This window comes from Clostridioides sp. ZZV15-6388 (assembly GCF_020657755.1).
Taxonomy (GTDB): domain Bacteria; phylum Bacillota; class Clostridia; order Peptostreptococcales; family Peptostreptococcaceae; genus Clostridioides.
The window spans coordinates 1-14,110 of sequence record NZ_JAGWCU010000017.1 but is presented as its reverse complement, the minus strand read 5'-3'; the positions used below and the strand labels follow the sequence as shown (position 1 = coordinate 14,110).

General features: G+C 29.7%; 14 protein-coding genes. All 14 read left to right on the top strand.

The window, feature by feature from the left end; translation table 11 throughout:
* The first annotated feature begins 72 nt into the window (after nucleotides 1-72).
* The 14 genes from spoIIR to KGF48_RS11590 all read left to right on the top strand — a co-directional run bounded on the left by spoIIR (nucleotide 73) and on the right by KGF48_RS11590 (nucleotide 13,862).
* Nucleotides 73-732 carry a stage II sporulation protein R gene (spoIIR, locus tag KGF48_RS11655; RefSeq protein WP_227828667.1) on the top strand — a complete coding sequence of 220 codons (660 nt, stop codon included), beginning with the start codon at nucleotides 73-75 and terminating at the stop codon, nucleotides 730-732.
* A 31-nt stretch (nucleotides 733-763) separates the two neighbouring features.
* The gene (locus tag KGF48_RS11650) at nucleotides 764-1,270 is read left to right on the top strand and encodes a cell wall hydrolase (RefSeq protein WP_227839243.1); all 507 of its coding nucleotides are present in this window, start codon (nucleotides 764-766) and stop codon (nucleotides 1,268-1,270) included.
* Between the two features lie 201 nt (nucleotides 1,271-1,471).
* On the top strand, nucleotides 1,472-2,278 hold the full coding sequence (murI, locus tag KGF48_RS11645; protein WP_227868072.1) for a glutamate racemase: 807 nt from the start codon (nucleotides 1,472-1,474) through the stop codon (nucleotides 2,276-2,278).
* Between the two features lie 17 nt (nucleotides 2,279-2,295).
* Nucleotides 2,296-2,724: a DUF1934 domain-containing protein gene (locus KGF48_RS11640; RefSeq protein ID WP_413894804.1), complete on the top strand. Its 429-nt coding sequence runs from the start codon at nucleotides 2,296-2,298 to the stop codon at nucleotides 2,722-2,724.
* A 182-nt stretch (nucleotides 2,725-2,906) separates the two neighbouring features.
* Nucleotides 2,907-4,295: a tRNA lysidine(34) synthetase TilS gene (gene tilS / locus KGF48_RS11635; protein ID WP_227839246.1), complete on the top strand. Its 1,389-nt coding sequence runs from the start codon at nucleotides 2,907-2,909 to the stop codon at nucleotides 4,293-4,295.
* 33 nt (nucleotides 4,296-4,328) lie between these two features.
* Nucleotides 4,329-6,299: an ATP-dependent zinc metalloprotease FtsH gene (ftsH, locus tag KGF48_RS11630; protein WP_227839247.1), complete on the top strand. Its 1,971-nt coding sequence runs from the start codon at nucleotides 4,329-4,331 to the stop codon at nucleotides 6,297-6,299.
* Between the two features lie 317 nt (nucleotides 6,300-6,616).
* Complete coding sequence (locus KGF48_RS11625; protein WP_227868071.1) at nucleotides 6,617-7,594, top strand: biotin--[acetyl-CoA-carboxylase] ligase; 978 nt, start codon at nucleotides 6,617-6,619, stop codon at nucleotides 7,592-7,594.
* On the top strand, nucleotides 7,587-8,546 hold the full coding sequence (locus KGF48_RS11620; protein ID WP_227839249.1) for a P1 family peptidase: 960 nt from the start codon (nucleotides 7,587-7,589) through the stop codon (nucleotides 8,544-8,546). Before KGF48_RS11625 ends, KGF48_RS11620 begins: the two co-directional genes overlap by 8 nt.
* A gap of 196 nt (nucleotides 8,547-8,742) precedes the next feature.
* Nucleotides 8,743-9,333 carry an ECF transporter S component gene (locus KGF48_RS11615; protein ID WP_227483268.1) on the top strand — a complete coding sequence of 197 codons (591 nt, stop codon included), beginning with the start codon at nucleotides 8,743-8,745 and terminating at the stop codon, nucleotides 9,331-9,333.
* An 18-nt stretch (nucleotides 9,334-9,351) separates the two neighbouring features.
* Nucleotides 9,352-10,122 (top strand): type III pantothenate kinase, encoded by a 771-nt coding sequence (locus KGF48_RS11610; RefSeq protein WP_227839250.1) that lies wholly within the window; start codon nucleotides 9,352-9,354, stop codon nucleotides 10,120-10,122.
* 136 nt (nucleotides 10,123-10,258) lie between these two features.
* Nucleotides 10,259-11,227 (top strand): tRNA dihydrouridine synthase DusB, encoded by a 969-nt coding sequence (gene dusB, locus KGF48_RS11605; protein ID WP_227828675.1) that lies wholly within the window; start codon nucleotides 10,259-10,261, stop codon nucleotides 11,225-11,227.
* Between the two features lie 108 nt (nucleotides 11,228-11,335).
* The gene (gene greA / locus KGF48_RS11600) at nucleotides 11,336-11,815 is read left to right on the top strand and encodes a transcription elongation factor GreA (RefSeq protein WP_227828676.1); all 480 of its coding nucleotides are present in this window, start codon (nucleotides 11,336-11,338) and stop codon (nucleotides 11,813-11,815) included.
* Nucleotides 11,816-11,829: 14 nt separating this feature from the next.
* Complete coding sequence (lysS, locus tag KGF48_RS11595) at nucleotides 11,830-13,359, top strand: lysine--tRNA ligase (RefSeq protein WP_227839252.1); 1,530 nt, start codon at nucleotides 11,830-11,832, stop codon at nucleotides 13,357-13,359.
* 308 nt (nucleotides 13,360-13,667) lie between these two features.
* Nucleotides 13,668-13,862 (top strand): hypothetical protein, encoded by a 195-nt coding sequence (locus KGF48_RS11590; RefSeq protein ID WP_227483267.1) that lies wholly within the window; start codon nucleotides 13,668-13,670, stop codon nucleotides 13,860-13,862.
* Nucleotides 13,863-14,110 lie beyond the last annotated feature (248 nt).

Below are 14,110 nucleotides of genomic sequence, written 5' to 3'. Positions count from 1 at the left end.
AAATATTATGAATAAATTAAATTTAATTGGACATAATTGATGATATAAATTTATCTTGAGGGGGACTTTTCAATGAGAAAAATTAAGGTTAGATTGGGAATATTAATATTAAGTCTTATATCAGTCATATCAATAATGACGATAGTAATAAATGGTGAAGTAAAAAAAGTTGATAATATATCAAAAGACTATAAAGATAAATTAATAAGATTTCATGTTATAGCAAATAGTAATACAGATGAAGATCAAGAACTTAAATTAAAAGTTAGGGATGAAGTAATAAAATATTTACAGCCAAAGCTACAAAACTCAAAAAGTATAGAGGAAAGTGAAGCTATTATAAAAAAAGAATATAGTAATCTGGAAGAAATAAGTAAAAATATTATTCTCGAAAATGGATATAATTACAGTGTAAAGGTAGGTATACAATATAGTAACTTTCCTACAAAGCAATATTCTAATATAGTTCTTCCAGCAGGTGAATATAAAGCACTAAAAATTATAATTGGAAAAGGTGAAGGAAAGAACTGGTGGTGTGTTATGTTTCCTCCATTATGCTTTGTTGATGAGTCTAATGGTGTTATAGATAAATCTACAGATGATAAGTTAAAAGAAGTTTTAACTGACAAGGAATATAAGCTAATAAAACAAGACACACCAAAGAAAACAAGTAAAGTAAAAATCAAATTTAAAGTAATTGAAGTAGTAAAGGATTTAGAAGAAAAATTTTAAAAAAATAAAATTATAAGGAGTGGTTTTAATCATGGACAGGTGGAGTAAACTGATAGCTATATTACTAGCCTTAACCTATATATTTATGCCCATTAAAGAAGTATTTGCAGATGAGCCAACAGAGACAGTTAAGAAAGTAAATAAACAAGAACAAAATGTAGCAAAGAAGGAAGTAATAAATTTATCTGATAATGATTTAATCTTACTGTCTAAATTGGTTGCAGGTGAAGCTAGAGGAGAAAGCTATGAGGGACAGGTTGCTGTAGCAGCTGTAGTAATAAACAGAGTATTGGACCCTAGGTTTCCAGATTCAATAGAGGAAGTTATATATCAGAAAAATGCTTTCTCAGTTGTGCTTGATGGTTCAATAAACAAGACACCAACAGATTCAGCATGTAAAGCAGCTAAAGAAGCTCTTTATGGAACTGACCCAACAAATAAAGCAGTATATTTCTGGAATCCAGAAATAGCCACTTGCAAATGGATAACTAGACTAAATCCATATATGAGAATAGGGAATCATGTGTTTGCAAAATAAATTTAAGTTTTTGAGTACTGAAAGGAGTTGTCTTTTTCTAGAAATTATTTTCTAATTTGAGATAGCTCCTTTATTTTTTGTTTAAAATAAACTATAATAATCATTTAGGTAATAATATATTAACTGTGAATATAAAAATAAATTTTAGCGATAAATAAGATGTTGTTAAACACAAAAATGTAAAGTAGGTGTTGTATAAAAATGAGCAATAAACCAATAGGAGTTTTTGATTCGGGATTAGGCGGATTGACGGTTTTGAAAGAAATAATGAAGATATTACCAAATGAGGATATAATATATTTTGGAGATACTGCTAGAATACCATATGGTTCGAGATCTAAGGAGACTATAATTAAATATACTTTTCAAGCTATAAATTTTTTAAAAACTAAAGATGTAAAAGCTATAGTTATAGCTTGTAATACTGCTACTGCGAGAAGTTTAAAAGAGGCTCAAGAAAAATATGATATACCAATAATAGGTGTTATAGAAGCAGGAGCTAGGACAGCTGTAAGCTCCACTAAAAACAAGATTGTAGGTATAATTGGAACAGAAGGAACTATAAGTTCAAAGGCATATAATTTAGAAATATCTAAAATAGATAAAAATATAGAAATTGTTAATAAAGCATGCCCTTTATTTGTACCAATTGTTGAAGAAGGATGGTCAAATACAGAAGTAGCTAAATTAACAGCAAAGATATATCTACAAGAATTAAAAGATAAGAATATAGACTCTTTAGTATTAGGATGTACTCATTATCCTATTTTAAAGAGAACAATAGGTGAAGAGGTTGGAGAACACATAAAATTGGTTAATCCAGCTAAAGAGACAGCTAAAGATTTAAAAAAGATTTTAGAAGAACGAAATATTATAAATAGCACAGAAGCTCATGGAATTTATCAATATTATGTATCAGATATACATGAAAAATTTTCAGATATAGCGAAAGAATTTTTAAAGAAAAAAATTGATAAAATTCAAAAAGTGGAGATACAAAAATATTAGTTTATATGAAGAAGTCTATGGAGGAAAAATCGTTGAGTGTAAAAATAAGTATAAATACTAGACAATATGATGAAAAAGGAAATATGGACACCATAGAGATGACTGCTTTTGGTAAAATTTTTTATAAAAATGATGGAATATATGTTATTTACAAGGAAAAAGAAGAAAATATAGAAATAACTAATACTGTAAAAATACTTAAAAATGAAGTTAGTATTAAAAAGTTTGGTTCTATTAATTCAACCATGATGTTTAAGTGTGGAGAAAGTAGTACTACAAAATATGTAACCCCACAAGGTACCTTATTAATTGATGTTGACACAAGAGAATTGGATATAAATATACAAGAAGGGGAACACATAAAATTGAAAATAGACTATAATATAAAGATACAAGATTTATTTTTAGGTAGAAACAAAATAGATATATACATAGATATTAAATAATAACTATAGCTATTTTCCAGAAATTTTATAAAGGTAGTGAAAAAACTACCTTTTATTTAATTTATTTGGTATTATTATATTTATATTAAACTTTAATTTCTTAAAATTGATACAAGGGTTTAGCGTTTTTTTATAGAAAGTATACTTAAAAGTGAATAAAACTAAGTGTAAGAGGGATAAATATGATATTTGATAAGGTACTAAGTACTATAAATAAACATAATTTAATACAAAAAGGCGATAAAATAGTTTTAGGTCTTTCTGGAGGACCTGATTCAGTTTGTTTATTGCATGTACTAAATAGATTAAAAAAAGATTTTAATATAGAAATATATGCAGCACATTTAAATCATCAAATAAGAGGAATAGAAGCTCAAAAAGATGCATTATATGTATCTAAGCTTTGTGAGGATATGGGAATTGTATTCTTTGTAAAGTCTATTAATGTACCAAAATATTGTGAAAATGAGGGGTTATCATTAGAAGAAGGAGCAAGGAAGCTAAGATATGAAATGTTTTATGAAATTAAGGATAAGATTAAAGCTAACAAAATAGCTATAGGCCATAATCTCAATGACCAAGCTGAAACTGTCATGATGCGTATTATGAGAGGAACAGGTCTTAAAGGGTTAAAAGGAATTGATTATATTAGAGATAACTGTATAATTAGACCAATCTTGGATGTGGAGAGAATAGATATAGAGGAATATTGTAAAGCTTATAATTTAAATCCTAGAATAGATAAAACAAATTTAGAAAACATATACACTAGAAATAAAATAAGGTTAGACCTTTTACCATATATGAAGGATAATTTTAATTCAAATGTAATAGAATCTATAGTGAGGATGAGCAATAGCTTAAAAAGTGATAACGATTATATTGAGAAAGAGGCAGAAGCTAAATTTAGAGAAGTTTCAAATATAAAAGAAAAGAGCTTTGTAGACATAAATTTAGAAGCTTTTATTTGCTTACATGATGCTATCAAAGTTAGGGTTCTTAGAAATTCTATAAAACATATACTAGGAGATACTAATTTTGTTGATCAAAAACATATAGAGGACATAATGTCTTTAGAAAGTGATTCAAAAGTAAATAAAATGATAACTCTTCCGAGAAATATATTTGTTTATAGAAAAAAAGAAAGTATAATATTAACCAATGAGGAAATTGTTAGTGAGGAAATTGAATTTTATTACAATATACCTAGTAATGGGTTTATAAAAATAAAAGAATTAAAACAAATTATTGAAACCCAAGTAATGAGTATAGATAGGTATAAGAGTATGAAATTAGACAATTCATCTAAAGGGTTTGATTTTAATAAGGTAAAAGGGGGTATAGTAATAAGGAGCAGAAGGCAAGGTGATAAGATAAAACTTGCTATGGGAAGTAAAAAAGTGAAGGATTTATTCATAGATTTAAAAATCCCAAGAGAAGAAAGATGTAAAATTCCTATAATCACAGATAGTGAAGGAATAATATGTGTTGGAGATTATAAAATCAGTGAGAATTATAAAATTGATGAAAGCACAAAAGAAGTATTAAAAATTAATTTTAACAAATTATAGGGCAAAGCAATGTATGAAAGGAGGGCTTCTATATTGAATAAGTTGCTAAAAGGGGCAGGTTTTTATCTACTTGTTTTTATAATTATAGTAGGTATAGTTCAATTCTCAGGTAAGCCTACAGAAAAAATAAAAGATTTAAAATTTTCCCAAGTATATAGGGAATTAACCGATGAGAATATATCAAGATTGTACTTTGTAAATCAAACTTCTGTAGAAGGTACTATAAAAGATACAAATACAAAGTTTAAATCATATGTTCCAACAGAAATAATGGGAGATAAACTGGCAGATGAAGTGTTAGATCAAGCTAAGGCTGGAAAATTAACATTTGGTGGTGAAGCTAAACCATCTACACCTTGGTTTGTTGAGATGCTACCTACATTACTGTTAATATTCTTTATGGTAATCCTTTGGTTTGTATTTATGAATCAGTCTCAAGGTGGAGGCGGAAAGGTTATGAGCTTTGGTAAGTCAAAGGCTAAGGTTCATAAGGATGATGAAAAAACTAGAGTTACGTTTAAAGATGTAGCTGGATTGGATGAAGAAAAAGAAGATTTACAAGAAGTAGTAGACTTCTTGAAGAATCCTAAGAAATATATTGAATTAGGAGCAAGAATACCAAAAGGAATGCTTATGGTAGGACCTCCTGGAACAGGTAAAACATATCTATCAAGAGCAGTTGCTGGAGAAGCAGGAGTGCCATTTTTCAGTATAAGTGGTTCTGATTTCGTTGAGATGTTTGTTGGGGTTGGGGCTTCAAGAGTAAGAGACTTATTTGAGCAAGCTAAAAAAAGCGCTCCAGCTATAATATTTATAGATGAAATCGATGCAGTTGGTAGAAAGAGAGGAGCAGGTCTTGGTGGAGGTCATGATGAAAGAGAACAAACTCTTAATCAACTTCTAGTTGAGATGGATGGATTTGGAGTAAACCAAGGTATAATAATCATGGCAGCAACAAATAGACCAGATATACTTGACCCAGCCTTACTTAGACCAGGAAGATTTGACAGACAAGTAGTTGTTGGTACACCAGATGTAAAAGGTAGAGAAGCTATATTTAAAGTTCACTCAAGAAATAAACCACTAAATGATGATGTTAAAATGGATGTATTAGCTAGAAGAACACCAGGATTTACCCCTGCTGATATAGAAAACTTAATGAATGAAGCTGCAATACTAACAGCTAGAAAAAGAGAAAAGAAAATTAAGATGGAAACTATAGAAGAAGCTATAACAAAGGTTATAGCAGGTGTAGCTAAGAAATCAAGAGTAATAAGTGAAAAAGAAAGAAGACTTACAGCATATCATGAAGGCGGGCATGCAGTTTGTGCTCATATACTTGAGGAAGTAAGTCCTGTTCATCAAGTTACAATAGTACCAAGAGGAAGAGCAGGAGGATTTACAATGCAGCTTCCTGTTGAAGATAAGTTCTATGCTACTAAAAATGAGATGAAAGAAAACATAGTAGTTTTACTTGGAGGTAGAGTAGCAGAAGAGTTAGTGCTAAAAGATGTGTCTACAGGAGCATCAAATGACTTAGAAAGAGTTACATCTACTGCAAGAAGTATGGTAACAAAATATGGAATGAGTTCTAAACTTGGTCCAATGTCATTTGACAGTGATGATGAAGTATTTTTAGGTAATAGTTTTTCAAGTAAGAGAAATTATTCTGAAGAGGTTGCTTTTGAAATAGACCAAGAAACAAAACGTATAGTTGATGGTGCATATGATAAGACAAGAAATATATTACAAGAAAACATGGATAGACTGGAGTATGTAGCGCAAGCCCTACTTATCTATGAAACTTTAGATGCAGATCAATTTATAAAAGCATTTAATAAAGAATTACCATTAAATGATATTGAAAATGCAATTACAGAGGAAAATTCTCCTAAAGAAACTGAAGAGCAGTTAACTATAAATCTAGAAAAAGATAGAGAAGAAAGAAACAATGTTGTTGATATAAATAAAAATCAAGAAAATAAATCTGATGAAGATAAATAATTTTAAAACATTGATTATTTTAAGAGTATTATCTATTAAGGATTAAATATTAAGACTGAAAGTATAATGTTAAATTGATAAACAAAGTATATTTGCATATATCAATTTAATTAATACTTTCAGTTTTTTTGTGATTTTATCAAAGATTAGGTAGAATATTAAATTATGGAAATCAATGGTATGGGTATATACGTTTACTTATGATAATATATTAAAAAGGAATTTTAAAATTAGTAGTATTAAAAATATATTAATAATGTATAATTACTTATTAGAAGAAAATAAGTCATGAAATCATGTCATATTAGAGGTGAAGTATGCGAGAGAAGATAATAGAAATTATATTAAATAATAAATCTGAGTTTATTTCGGGTGAAGAGTTGTCAAAGCAATTAGGTGTGTCACGTGCAGCTATATGGAAACATATGAAAGCTCTAAAGGAAGAGGGATATAATATAGAATCTGTAAATAAGAAAGGTTATAGATTAGCAGAAAATCCAACTGATTTATTAAGTCCACAGAACATCTACTATAAATTAAAAACAGAGTTTATTGGTAAGAATATTGAGCATCTTGATACTGTAGATTCAACCAATGAATACGCAAAAAGAGTGGCTGTGAATAGTGTAGATGGAACTGTGATTTTAAGTGAACATCAAGATATGGGAAAAGGACGATTAGGAAGAACTTGGGATTCCAAACCTCATGAAGGGATTTGGATGAGTATTATTCTAAAACCAGATATGGAACCGTTTAAAGCGCCATTTATAACTTTAATAGCAGGAGCAAGTGTAACACAAGCTTTAAATAATCTAGGGGCAAAGACTTTAATAAAATGGCCAAATGATGTTATTTTAAATGGGAAAAAAATATGTGGTATACTAACAGAATTGTCTGCTGAGATTGAAAGAACAAATTATGTTGTTCTTGGTATTGGAATAAATGTTAAAATAATGGACTTTGAGCCAGAAATAGCTGAGAAAGCTACCTCATTGTATAAAGAAGGATACAAATTGTCTAGAGTAGAGATTGTCAGAAATGTATTGGCTGAATTCGAAAAGTTATATTTAGATTATATTGCAAATAACTCAAAAGAAGAAACTCTAAAAATATGTAGAGATTATTCTGCGATTATAGATAAGAATATATATGTACTAAAAGGAAATGATAAAGAATTAGTTAAATGCTTAGATATAAATGAAGATGGTAACTTAGTGGTTCAAAGTAGTGATGGAAGTGTAAAAGAAATTGTTTCGGGTGAAGTTTCTATAAGAGGAGAAAAGGGATATGTATGATAATATTTTAGATATAGAAGGTTTAAAGGTTGGGCAAGTTGAGGATAGAAGAGGGATGACTGGATGTACAGTAGTGATTTGTGAAGAAGGTGCAACTTGTGGTGTTGATGTAAGAGGGTCAGCTCCAGGAACTAGAGAAACCGATTTATTAGACCCTGTAAATATGGTTCAAAAAGTTCATGCTGTAGTTTTAGCAGGAGGTTCTGCATATGGTCTTGAATCTACTTGTGGAGTAAGTAGATACTTAGAAGAGAGAGGAATTGGTTTTGATGTTGGAGTTGGCAAAGTTCCTATAGTTGTGGGCGCAGTTTTATTTGATTTAGGAATAGGAGATTTTAAGTGTAGACCAGATATACAAATGGGTTATAAAGCTTGTGAAGTAGCAAATACAACTGTTTTAAATCAAGGGAATTATGGAGCAGGGTGTGGAGCTACTGTTGGAAAGATAAGAGGGCAAGAATATGCTATGAAAGGTGGAATAGGAAGTTATTCTATAAAACTTGATAATGGCTTGATTGTATCTGCATTGATTGCTGTAAATGCTCTTGGAGATGTTTATGAGGATGGCAAGGTTATAGCGGGTGCCTTAAATGATAAAAAAACAGAAACAATTGATACGTACAAATTGATGAAACAAGGTGCAAGTAAAGGCGGATTTAGTATAGATAATACTACGATTGGAATTATAGCAACGAATGCTAAGTTGACTAAGGCTGAATGTAAAAAAATATCTCAAATGGGTCATGATGGGTATGCAAAAGCTATTTTTCCTATCCATACACCTCATGATGGAGATACAATATTCACAATGTCAAAAGGTGAAATAGAAGCAGATATAACGTTATTAGGTTCATTAGCTGTAGAGGCTGTGGAAAAAAGTATAATAAATGCAGTAAAAAAAGCTGATAGTGTAGAAAATATAATAGCATATAAAGACATAGTAAAAAAATGAGAAATATGATGAAATTAGCATATTTTTCTTGTCAAATTGTTGACAATGGCAACTCGTCTTGATAAAATTATTCTTGTTAGAGCGGGCATCCTGAAAGTAGTAGCCTGACTCATAATGATAAGAAATAAGAGTAAGAAAAATCAAAAAATTAAGTAGTCCGGCATCGTTAGTGAGCTGGAACGGAGGTGTATTTTTTATGATGAACACAAGTGCATCAGTAAGAAAAGTAAATGTAAGAAAGATGACTATAATAGGAGTACTATCAGCTATTTCTATTATGCTATCTATGACTCCATTGGGATTTATTCCAGTTGGACCTACAAAAGCAACTATAATGCATATACCAGTTATTATTGGAGCTATTATGGAAGGACCAATAGTTGGGGCAGCAATAGGCTTTATATTTGGAGTATCAAGTCTTTTAAACGCTATAGTAAACCCAACAGTAACATCTTTTGTTTTTATAAATCCATTAGTTTCAATATTGCCAAGAGTTATGATAGGTATATTGGCTTATTATGTATATCAACTAATAATCAATGCTACAAGTAAGGTATACATATCTGGATTAATTACAGGAGCTGTAGGTTCTTTGTTAAATACAGCTGGTGTTTTAGGAATGATATATGTTTTATATGCTGACAAGTATCTTCAAGCAATGGGTCAAAATGGCTCAGCAGGAAAGGTTATAATGGCTCTTGCCGCAGCAAATGGAGTACCAGAAGCAATAGTAGGAGCTTTAGTAGTAGCTGCCGTTGCTGCTGTACTTAAGAAAAGCAAAAAATAGAAAGAAGGTTAATGACATATGCTTCTAGTATTTGATGTTGGAAATACTAATATGGTTTTAGGTATATATAAAGGTGACAAGTTAGTTAATTATTGGAGAATTAAAACAGATAAGGAAAAAACATCTGATGAATATGGAATTCTAATAAGTAGCTTATTTAAGTATGATGATGTGGATATAAATGCTATTGATGATGTAATAATATCATCTGTAGTTCCAAATGTTATGCATTCTCTTGAAAATTTTTGTATAAAATACTGTAAAAAGCATCCATTGATAGTAGGTCCAGGCATAAAAACAGGTCTAAATATAAAATATGATAATCCAAAACAAGTTGGAGCAGATAGGATAGTTAATGCTGTAGCAGGCATAGAAAAATATGGATCACCAAGTATACTTGTAGATTTTGGAACAGCAACTACATTTTGTGCTATTTCTGAAAAAGGTGAATATCTAGGAGGTACAATAGCACCAGGAATTAAAATATCTAGTGAGGCATTATTCCAAAGTGCATCTAAATTACCTAGAGTGGAATTAGCAAAACCAGGTATGACTATTTGTAAAAGTACTGTATCAGCTATGCAATCTGGTATAATTTATGGATATGTAGGTTTAGTTGATAAAATAATAAATATGATGAAAAAAGAATTAAATTGTGATGATGTTAAGGTTATAGCTACAGGTGGACTAGCTAAACTAATTGCTTCAGAAACAAAAAGTATAGATTATGTAGATGGTTTTTTAACGCTAGAAGGATTAAGAATAATATATGAAAAAAACCAAGAATAATTAATACAGGGAATTGGATTATATATCCAATTCCCTTTTTATGATAGTTTTTTAGTGTTATGTGGTATATTATAATGAGGAAATGCAGATTTAGAAATAAAATCACAAAAACAAAGGAAAATATAGGAGAAAAACGATGAAAGTAGGAAATTTAGAATTAAAAAATAAAGTTTTTCTGTCACCTATGGCAGGGGTAACAGACCTTCCATTTAGATTAATTTGTAAAGAACAAGAATGTGGACTTTTATATACAGAAATGATAAATGGTAAGGCACTTTGCTATGATGATGAAAATACTAAAAAAATGCTTAAGATAGAAAAAGAAGAGCATCCTGTAGCTGTTCAGATATTTGGTTCTGAACCAGATTTTATGGGAAGAGCAGCAGAAATAATGAATGAATATCCAAATGAAATCCTTGATATAAATATGGGATGTCCAGCTCCAAAAGTAGTTAAAAATGGGGATGGTTCAGCACTTATGAAAAATCCTAAACTTGCAGAGCAGGTATTAAAGGCGGTAGTGAAGAATTCAAAGAAACCAGTTACTTTAAAAATAAGAAAAGGATGGGATGATAATAATATAAATGCTGTTGAGATAGCAAAGATGGCAGAAGCTTGTGGAATAAGTGCTTTAGCAATACATGGAAGAACGAGAGAGCAATATTATACAGGTAAAGCAGATTGGGATATAATTGCAGATATTAAGAAAAATTTAAATATACCTGTTATAGGAAATGGTGATGTATTTACAATAGAAGATTCAATAAATATGTTAGACAAAACGGGTTGTGATGCTATAATGATAGGTAGGGGTGCTCAGGGTAACCCGTGGATATTTAAAAGAATAAACCATTATATGAATACAGGCGAGATTTTACCAGAGCCAACTCTTAACGAAAAAATAAGTACTGCCATTAAACATTTAAAGCTTGCAGTAGAAGAACATGGAGAGTATGTAGCTGTAAGGGAAATGAGAAAACACATCGCTTGGTATTTAAAAGGTCTTAGAAACTCTGCAAGACTGAGAGATGAAATTAATAAAATAGAAGACTATCAAGAAGTTGTGTCGAAATTGGAGTACTATATGGAAGACTCCTTGACATAAAAATAATAGTGACTTATAATATAGCGCATAAATTAAAAAAAGATTATAAAAATTTTAAAATATAATTAGGAAAATTCCTAAGAAATTTGTGAAGGAGTTGTATTTATAATGGAAGAGAATAAAGAATTTTTATTGACACAAGAGGGATACGATAAATTAGAAGAAGAATTAGAGAATTTAAAGGTTGTAAAGAGAAAAGAAGTTGCAGAGAGAATAAAGGTTGCTATATCTTTTGGTGATTTATCTGAAAATGCTGAGTATGATGAAGCTAAAAAGGAACAGGCACAAGTTGAAGAAAGAATCTTAAAATTAGAAAATATGGTTAGAAAAGCTGTTATCATAGATGAAAGCAAAATAGACCTTAATGTTGTTACAATAGGTTCAATAGTTAAAGTTAAAGATTTAGAATTTGATGAAGATGTTGAATATACTATAGTTGGTTCAACAGAAGCAGACCCATATGATGGTAAAATATCAAACGAATCTCCTGTAGGAAAAGCGCTTTTAGGAAGAGCTGCTAAAGAGGTTGTAGAAGTGCAAGTTCCTGATGGAGTTGCTAAGTTTGAAATATTAGAAATAAGAAGATAATCTGGAGGAAAAAAATGAAAAATAATCAACAAAGCAATGAAGAAGCACAAATTCAAGAAGACCTTAGTGAAGTACTTCAAGTAAGAAGAGATAAACTAAAAAAATTACAAGAGTCAGGTAGAGACCCTTTTAAAGAAAGTAGATATGATAGAACTCATTATTCTATGGAAATAAAAGATAACTTTGAAGCTCTTGAAGGTCAAACTACAAAAGTAGCAGGACGTATAATGAGCAAGAGAATACAAGGTAAAGCTGGTTTTATAGATATTCAAGACCAAGAAGGAAGAATTCAATCTTATGTAAGATTAGATGCTATAGGGGAAGAAGAATATAGTGTATTTTCAACATATGATATTGGAGATATAATTGGTATTGAAGGGGAAATATTTAGAACTAAAAAGGGAGAAATATCTGTAAAGGCTAAATCTGTAGTATTATTATGCAAATCTTTACAAGTTTTACCAGAAAAATACCATGGATTAAAAGATCAAGAATTAAGATATAGACAAAGATATGTTGATTTAATAGTGAACCCAGAAGTAAAAAATGCTTTTTTAATTAGAACGAAAGCATTAAAAGCATTAAGAGCATATTTAGATGACAGAGGATTTTTAGAAGTTGAGACTCCAATATTAAATACTATAGCGGGTGGAGCAAATGCTAGACCTTTCATAACTAACCATAACACTTTACATATACCAATGTATTTAAGAATAGCAAACGAATTATACTTAAAGAGACTTATTGTTGGTGGATTTGATAAAGTTTATGAAATGGGAAGAATGTTTAGAAATGAAGGTATGGATTTAAAACATAATCCTGAATATACAGCTATAGAATTATATCAAGCATATGCAGACTACACTGATATGATGGAGATAACAGAAAATGTTGTTGCACATATGGCTGAAGTTGCTACAGGAAGTATGATAATCAACTATCAAGGAACAGAAATAAACTTTACACCTCCTTGGAAGAGAATGACTATGGAAGATTGTGTGAAGGAATATTCTGGTGTAGATTTTTCTACAATAAATACAGATGAAGAAGCATTAGAAGTTGCTAGAGAAAAAGGCATAGAAATAAAACCTGGAATGAGAAGAGGGGAAGTAATAAATGCTTTCTTTGAAGAGTTTGGAGAAGATAAATTAATCCAACCAACATTTATAACACATCATCCAGTTGAAGTATCTCCATTATCTAAGAGAAATGCTGAAGACCCAAGAAGAACTGATAGATTTGAAGCTTTTGCTAATAAGTGGGAATTAGCTAATGCATTTTCTGAGCTTAATGACCCAATTGACCAAAAAGGAAGATTTATGGACCAATTGAGAAAAAGAGAATTAGGCGATGATGAAGCTTTTGAAATGGATGATGATTTCTTAAAAGCATTAGAAGTAGGTTTACCTCCTACAGGTGGACTAGGAATAGGTATAGATAGAGTTATTATGCTATTAACTAATTCTCCATCTATAAGAGACGTATTATTATTCCCAACTATGAAACCTATTGATAATAATCAAAATAAAGAAGAAGAAAAATAAAAAATACAAGCATTCTACTAAGTTTTAAATAGAATAGAGCTATTAAATTATCAATAAATAGCTTTATTTTATTTAAAATGTCAATGTAGAATGCTTTTTATATATTCTAAAAAAATTTTCATGTATTTAATTTATAAATTACCAACAAACGTTACAAACTGATATTAGTTTTTGTTGATTGGAACTTTATATTTAGAAAATATGATTGAAAGTAATTTATTATGAAAATATTTAAAGTAATTTTTGGGAAGGAAAAAGGAATAATTTTTGAGAATACTATATATAAAAAATTATTGGGGGAATGCGTGATGTTTCAAGTAATTGATTTTTTATGTTTAGTTTGTATTGGATTTTTAGTTCTTGATGTTATGGTATATTTTTGTAAGGATGCAATGGATATATTTGAAAGTACAACTAAGGTTAATAAAGTTAAGAGTATAAATGTTTGGGCAGATAGAGTCAGAGCTAACTCATATTCTTATGAAAATAAAATTGCAAAATAGGAAAAACTGTATATGCATGTGTTACTTGTAATATCAAGGGTTATATCTGTTAGTTTTAGTTAAAAGTATTAAAAAAAACAAAGAGTTATAACCTTTTTTAAAATAAAAAACAAAAAAAGTATTGACGAATTATTTTTAAGGTGATATAGTATTACTTGTCCTTAAGAAAAGGGCAAACATGAAAAATGAACTTTGAAAATTAAACAGTAGGTTAATTTATAAAACAAGAAACAAACCATAAAGCCAGA

Excerpts from the sequence above, each read along its gene's own strand:
- spoIIR (WP_227828667.1), top strand. The coding sequence starts at position 73 with ATGAGAAAAATTAAGGTTAGATTGGGAATATTAATATTAAGTCTTATA.
- KGF48_RS11650 (WP_227839243.1), top strand. The coding sequence starts at position 764 with ATGGACAGGTGGAGTAAACTGATAGCTATATTACTAGCCTTAACCTAT.
- murI (WP_227868072.1), top strand. The coding sequence starts at position 1,472 with ATGAGCAATAAACCAATAGGAGTTTTTGATTCGGGATTAGGCGGATTG.
- KGF48_RS11640 (WP_413894804.1), top strand. The coding sequence starts at position 2,296 with ATGGAGGAAAAATCGTTGAGTGTAAAAATAAGTATAAATACTAGACAA.
- tilS (WP_227839246.1), top strand. The coding sequence starts at position 2,907 with ATGATATTTGATAAGGTACTAAGTACTATAAATAAACATAATTTAATA.
- KGF48_RS11625 (WP_227868071.1), top strand. The coding sequence starts at position 6,617 with ATGCGAGAGAAGATAATAGAAATTATATTAAATAATAAATCTGAGTTT.
- KGF48_RS11620 (WP_227839249.1), top strand. The coding sequence starts at position 7,587 with ATGTATGATAATATTTTAGATATAGAAGGTTTAAAGGTTGGGCAAGTT.
- KGF48_RS11615 (WP_227483268.1), top strand. The coding sequence starts at position 8,743 with ATGATGAACACAAGTGCATCAGTAAGAAAAGTAAATGTAAGAAAGATG.
- KGF48_RS11610 (WP_227839250.1), top strand. The coding sequence starts at position 9,352 with ATGCTTCTAGTATTTGATGTTGGAAATACTAATATGGTTTTAGGTATA.
- dusB (WP_227828675.1), top strand. The coding sequence starts at position 10,259 with ATGAAAGTAGGAAATTTAGAATTAAAAAATAAAGTTTTTCTGTCACCT.
- greA (WP_227828676.1), top strand. The coding sequence starts at position 11,336 with ATGGAAGAGAATAAAGAATTTTTATTGACACAAGAGGGATACGATAAA.
- lysS (WP_227839252.1), top strand. The coding sequence starts at position 11,830 with ATGAAAAATAATCAACAAAGCAATGAAGAAGCACAAATTCAAGAAGAC.
- KGF48_RS11590 (WP_227483267.1), top strand. The coding sequence starts at position 13,668 with ATGTTTCAAGTAATTGATTTTTTATGTTTAGTTTGTATTGGATTTTTA.